Source organism: Candidatus Methylomirabilota bacterium (assembly GCA_027293415.1).
GTDB lineage: Bacteria > Methylomirabilota > Methylomirabilia > Methylomirabilales > CSP1-5 > CSP1-5.
Window position 1 is genome coordinate 1 of the sequence record JAPUFX010000118.1, and the last position, 5,096, is coordinate 5,096.

Genomic DNA, 5,096 nt, shown 5'->3' on the forward strand with positions numbered 1-5,096 from the left:
CTGCATGAATTCCCATGGAACCCTCATGGTCCGGATTCAGGGCAGTCATGCCGCGTCGCTCACACGAGACCTATAGAGGTACCGATGCCAGAAATAAAGGCACCCTCGCGTCAGTCAAGAGGTCCCCGCTCCCACCGAATGAGGGACCATGCATGGGCAGATTGGCCAGATGAAAAGCTTCTCGATCTGAGGATGTGCGATCTCAACCTAAGGATCAAGGGGAGCGACTTAGAAAAGCGGATTACACAGCTCTCTGGAGAACTGAAGGATCGCGGCCTCCGCTTCCGGCCCCACTTCTGGCTTTCGGACGATTGGTTCACACCCGACGGGGTTCCCGGAAGCGCGATTCCCATTTACATGGCCCATCCACGCCTGGCACGGCTCGAGCTGAATCAGATGCTCGAGGTCGAGGGGGGAACTCTCGACTGGTGCATGCGCATCCTCCGCCACGAGACGGGCCACGCCATCGAGAACGCGTACCTCCTCCGTCGACGGCCGCGCCGTCATCGGGTGTTCGGCAAATCCTCCGTGCCCTATCCCGAGTATTACACGCCAAAACCATACAGCAAGAGTTTTGTCCTGCATTTGGACTCCTGGTACGCGCAAAGCCACCCCGCTGAGGATTTCGCCGAGACCTTCGCGGTTTGGCTAGACCCGCACTCCATGTGGAGAGAGCGCTATGCAGGCTGGCCGGCGCTCAAAAAACTCGAATACATGGACCAGCTCATGGGGGAAATTGCCACCCAAGAACCGCCGGTAACCTCGAAAGCGCGCGTCGATCCCCTCTTCCGTTTGCGCAAAACCTTGCGACATCATTATAAAGAAAAACGCGAGCACTACGGTCTTGAATACCCAAACTTTTACGACCGGGATCTGAGGCGGCTTTTTTCCGACGGATCGCAGTTCGCCAGTAACATGCCGGCAGCTCGCTTTTTAAAGCGCATCCGCAACGAAGTCCGCCGCAAGGTCGCGGGCTGGACAGGGGAATACCAGTACACGATCGACCGGGTCCTTGAAGATATGATCGAACGGTGCCGCGAGCTGAATTTGCGGCTAGCCGTATCCGAGGACCAGGCGAAGCTGGATTTCACGGTCCTCCTCACGGTCCAGACGATGAACTATCTCCACAGCGGTCGTCACCGGGTGGCGCTATGAGAAAGTTGCGCGTGTTGGCCATGATGCATGAGGGGCTGATCCCTCCGGAGGACACCACCGGTGTCGACCTCGCGACCGCAGAGTGGAAAACAGAATTTGACGTCGTCTCCACCCTCCGCGAGATGGGGCACGAAGTACAGACGGTCGGCGTGCTGAGTGACCTCGCAGTGATTCGCAAGGCGATCGACGAATGGAAGCCCCACATCAGCTTCAATCTCCTTGAGGAGTTCGATGGTGTCGCGGTCTTTGATCAAAACGTCGTCGCCTACCTCGAGTTGTTGCGGGTACGGTACACTGGCTGCAATCCCCGCGGACTGATGTTGGCTCGCGATAAAGCCCTTTCCAAGCAGATCCTTGCCTATCACCGTATTTCTGTTCCCGAGTTCGCCGTCTTTCCCATAGGACGACCAGTCAAGCGGCGCAAACGGCTCTCGTTCCCGTTGATTGTGAAGTCCGTTTCGCAGGAGGCTTCACTTGGTATCGCCCAGGCCTCGATCGTCGACACCGAAGAAAAGCTCCAAGAGCGCGTGGCTTTCATCCATAAGAGCGTGGGGACGGATGCCATCGCCGAGCGCTATATCGAGGGCCGCGAACTGTACGTCGCAGTGTTGGGGAACTCGCGGCTCGAGGTTTTTCCGATCTGGGAGCTGCTCATGAAGGGGATGCCCGATGAGGCTCGGCACATCGCCACTGCGAGGGTCAAGTGGAGTCCCAAGTACAGGAAAAAGTATGGCATCAAATCCGGCGAAGCGACGGGACTGTCCGAGGAGATGCCGAGGAGGATTCAGGACCTCGCCAAGCGCGTTTACCGCAATCTAAATCTCAGCGGCTACGCACGCATCGACCTGCGGCTCGACTCGACCGGGAAGATCTACGTCTTGGAAGCCAACCCCAACCCCGAGATCGCCTATGGCGAGGACTTCGCCGAATCGGCCGAGAAGGCGGGGACCTCATACGAGGCTTTGTTGCAACGCGTGCTCAACCTCGGCTTGCAGTGGCGGTCTGATCGATTAGGGTAGGGGGCATCAACCCTTCCCGCCTGCGAGCCGCCGACCTTCCGGGAGTGCCCGAAGCCAAAACATAGAGCAAACACCCAATAACCCACCAATCCCCAAGACGCTGTACGCCCACCCCCAGATTCCGCTGGCCGGGTCAGGCCCACTGGCCGTGAAATCGAGCACCGCCCCAAAAGCCAGAGCTGCCACCGCCCCCGCCCCAAAGCCCAGGAGCGAGCGCACCGCCAAGACAGAACCCAGATGCGAGGGTTCCACGACCTCGGTGATCCCCGCGGAGTATACCGGCGAGTCGCCCAGGGCTGAAAAGCCGTAGACGAGGCCCACGACAACCACCAGCGTCAGTGGCGCGGTCAGGAGCCACCCGAAAGTGAACGAGCAGGCGGTGCTGAAAACCATCATCCCGATGATAATCGCGGTCCGGCCCCAGCGGTCCGAAAGCCAGCCCCCTGCGCTGGCGGCGATGATCCCCATAACGTGGAAGAGGGCCGTCAGGTTAGCGCCAATGCCGGCGGAGCGGCTCAGATCAAGACCGTGCGTGCCAAGAACCACGGTTAAGAACGCCGGGGTCCACGCCCACATTCCGAGGAGCTCCCAGGCGTGAAACGTGTAGCCGGCGACCATCAGTTGAGCTGCACGATTCCGAATCAGGATATCCCAGAGGCTCCAGCGTGTGACAGATGTCGCCTGTCGCCGCGGCGTACCTCGTAGAACCGGAATCGCCAAGGCCGCGCAGGTGACCGGTCCCAGAGCGAGGGTGAACAGGGCCCCACGCCACCCCACGATCGCGATCACCAGCCCTGCGAGCACCAGGGCCAGGGCGTAGCCCAAGGAGGCAGCAGCCAGGAACCACCCGATGGCCCACCCCCGCCTTGCCACAGGAAAGCGCTCGGCGAGGAGGACGAGCCCCGGGGTGTAGGTCCCGGCCAGCGCGATGGCCACGAGGGAGAAGAGGGTCAGCGCCGAGAAATACCCATCAACGAGGACGGGAAGAAAGAGGGAGACGGCAGCCGAGGCAAAGCTTGCCCACAGGAAGACGATCCGGGCCCCCACCCGGTCAATCAAGACAGAGACCACTGCCAGTGAGATAGCAGTGCAGATCTGAAAGGCGGAGGAGATGGAGCCAGCCGCAGTTCCCGAGAGTCCCCACTCGCGCACCACAATGGGGAGAACGGCCGGGTAGGCCATGAACATCATCGCAGCCCCCATGCGTGCCCCACAGAGGCCTGCCAGCCACAGATTATCGGATCGAAGGAACATCGTACCGCTCTCGAGTCCTGTTATTGGTTTGGCAATGCTATCGCCGCGGTCGCTATATCTCGACGACCTTTCCATCCTCCGCGTATTCACAGCCGAGTGTATCCAACCTCGCCAGCATGTCCTGACTCATGTGTGTGACAATCAATCTCCTGGGTCGAAGGTCGTCCAGGCGGGCCATCAGTGTTTGAAAGTCGAGATGAAATTTGACCTTCTTTTCGAAGAAATAGGATTCCGCGATTAACAGGTCTGCATCCTTCGCCGCCGGAATGAGTGTGTCGGTCCATTCCGTGTCGCCCAAATAGGTTATGATTCTTCCTCCACACGCAATCCGTAACGCCAGTGGTGGGGCCCCGCAAGGATGCTCCACCAAGTAGGGGGTCACCGTGATTTCGCCCAATTCGTGCGGACGTTCGAGTTCCAGCTCTCTGAATTCCATGGGAAATTTCTGGTGCACCACTGACGAGCCGGGAAACATCACCTCCATCGCCTCGGCCACTCTCTTTTTCGTGCCAGCAGGACCGGCGATCAGCAAGGCCTGGGTCCGTTTGCTGATGAACTGGGCATCAAGGAGAAAAAATGGAATGCCACCAAAGTGGTCGCCGTGTAAATGGGAAAGCAAAATCAAGCTGATCGCATTGGGATCGACACCGTACCGACGCATCGCAATCAGGGCAGAAGCCCCGCAATCTATCAAGAATTGACTCTTGGTCCCGGTAACCAGGATACAGGTCTGCAACCGCCCCCCACTCCCAAAAGCATCCCCACTCCCCAGAAATTGCACGTGAATCCTTCCCATCGCGTGCGCCCTCCGTTGCCTTGACAAGGCAGTGTTCCGGCCAACCGACACTCACCAATATGCACGTGCGGGGCGGGGGTAGCCATCACCGACGCAACCGGACCTAACCAGCCGGTTGCTCTACAGGGTGCAGGAGGTTAGGTGGGCTCGCTCGGTGCAGGAAGACGTGGTGCCGGGAGCGGGAGTCGAACCCGCACGGGCGCGAAGGCCCAACAGATTTTGAGACCGTCCACCACCCCTTCGTATCTTCGCTCCACTCTTAACTCCTGTGAACTTGGTGTTTCCTTCCATCTTGGGTGGAGTGGCATAGGGTGAGGTGCGCGAGGGGTGGTGGGCACAATTTCGGGCACAGAACTTGCGTCGCATCCACCCCGCTTGAACCTCCCCGCCCACACAGCTGATCTGAAATGAAAAATCCGGACCACCATACCCCACCGGACACCTAATCCGCAACATCTCCGGATCCGTGGCCGAGTACGAACGCGAAATGATCCGGAAGCGTCTGGTACGGGAAAAGCGTTGCCAGGTAAGTCAGAGAGTGCAGATTACTGACAAGCTATATCCAGTCAACCCCCTAACATTCCTACGACACCGCTCTCGCTTCAATCGGGACATAGGGCCTGTTGTGCTTCAAGACCGAATAGATGACGTGCACCAGCTTATTCTGAACATGGCTCAGGGCGATGAAATGATGCTTACCCCGGGCTCTTTGTCGCTCATAGATCTGCCGGAACAGGGCGTCGCCCCGCATCCCAACAAAGCTCGCCATATGGAGGGCCCGCCGGAGATAGCGGGAGCCGCGCTTCGACATCTTGGCTTTGCCCTTGTGCATCCCTGACTCCACGAGGCGAGGATCGATCCCGGCGAAGGCG

At 59.2% G+C, this 5,096-nt stretch carries 5 protein-coding genes; 2 read left to right on the forward strand and 3 right to left on the reverse strand.

What is annotated here, in order from left to right; translation table 11 throughout:
* Positions 1-138: 138 nt before the first annotated feature.
* Both O6929_08475 and O6929_08480 read left to right on the forward strand, forming a co-directional pair.
* The gene (locus O6929_08475) at positions 139-1,155 is read left to right on the forward strand and encodes a putative zinc-binding metallopeptidase (GenBank protein ID MCZ6480421.1); all 1,017 of its coding nucleotides are present in this window, start codon (positions 139-141) and stop codon (positions 1,153-1,155) included.
* Complete coding sequence (locus tag O6929_08480; GenBank protein ID MCZ6480422.1) at positions 1,152-2,174, forward strand: ATP-grasp domain-containing protein; 1,023 nt, start codon at positions 1,152-1,154, stop codon at positions 2,172-2,174. The genes O6929_08475 and O6929_08480 overlap by 4 nt, the downstream gene beginning before the upstream one ends.
* A gap of 6 nt (positions 2,175-2,180) precedes the next feature.
* Here O6929_08480 and O6929_08485 read toward each other — a convergent pair whose 3' ends face one another.
* The 3 genes from O6929_08485 to O6929_08495 form a co-directional block, all read right to left on the reverse strand.
* Positions 2,181-3,428 (reverse strand): MFS transporter, encoded by a 1,248-nt coding sequence (locus O6929_08485; GenBank protein ID MCZ6480423.1) that lies wholly within the window; start codon positions 3,426-3,428, stop codon positions 2,181-2,183.
* Positions 3,429-3,480: 52 nt separating this feature from the next.
* Positions 3,481-4,224 carry an MBL fold metallo-hydrolase gene (locus tag O6929_08490; GenBank protein ID MCZ6480424.1) on the reverse strand — a complete coding sequence of 248 codons (744 nt, stop codon included), beginning with the start codon at positions 4,222-4,224 and terminating at the stop codon, positions 3,481-3,483.
* Between the two features lie 583 nt (positions 4,225-4,807).
* On the reverse strand, positions 4,808-5,096 hold a 289-nt coding region (locus tag O6929_08495), incomplete at its 5' end, for a transposase (protein MCZ6480425.1).

Excerpts from the sequence above, each read along its gene's own strand:
- O6929_08480 (MCZ6480422.1), top strand. The coding sequence starts at position 1,152 with ATGAGAAAGTTGCGCGTGTTGGCCATGATGCATGAGGGGCTGATCCCT.
- O6929_08475 (MCZ6480421.1), top strand. The coding sequence starts at position 139 with ATGAGGGACCATGCATGGGCAGATTGGCCAGATGAAAAGCTTCTCGAT.
- O6929_08485 (MCZ6480423.1), bottom strand. The coding sequence starts at position 3,428 with ATGTTCCTTCGATCCGATAATCTGTGGCTGGCAGGCCTCTGTGGGGCA.
- O6929_08490 (MCZ6480424.1), bottom strand. The coding sequence starts at position 4,224 with ATGGGAAGGATTCACGTGCAATTTCTGGGGAGTGGGGATGCTTTTGGG.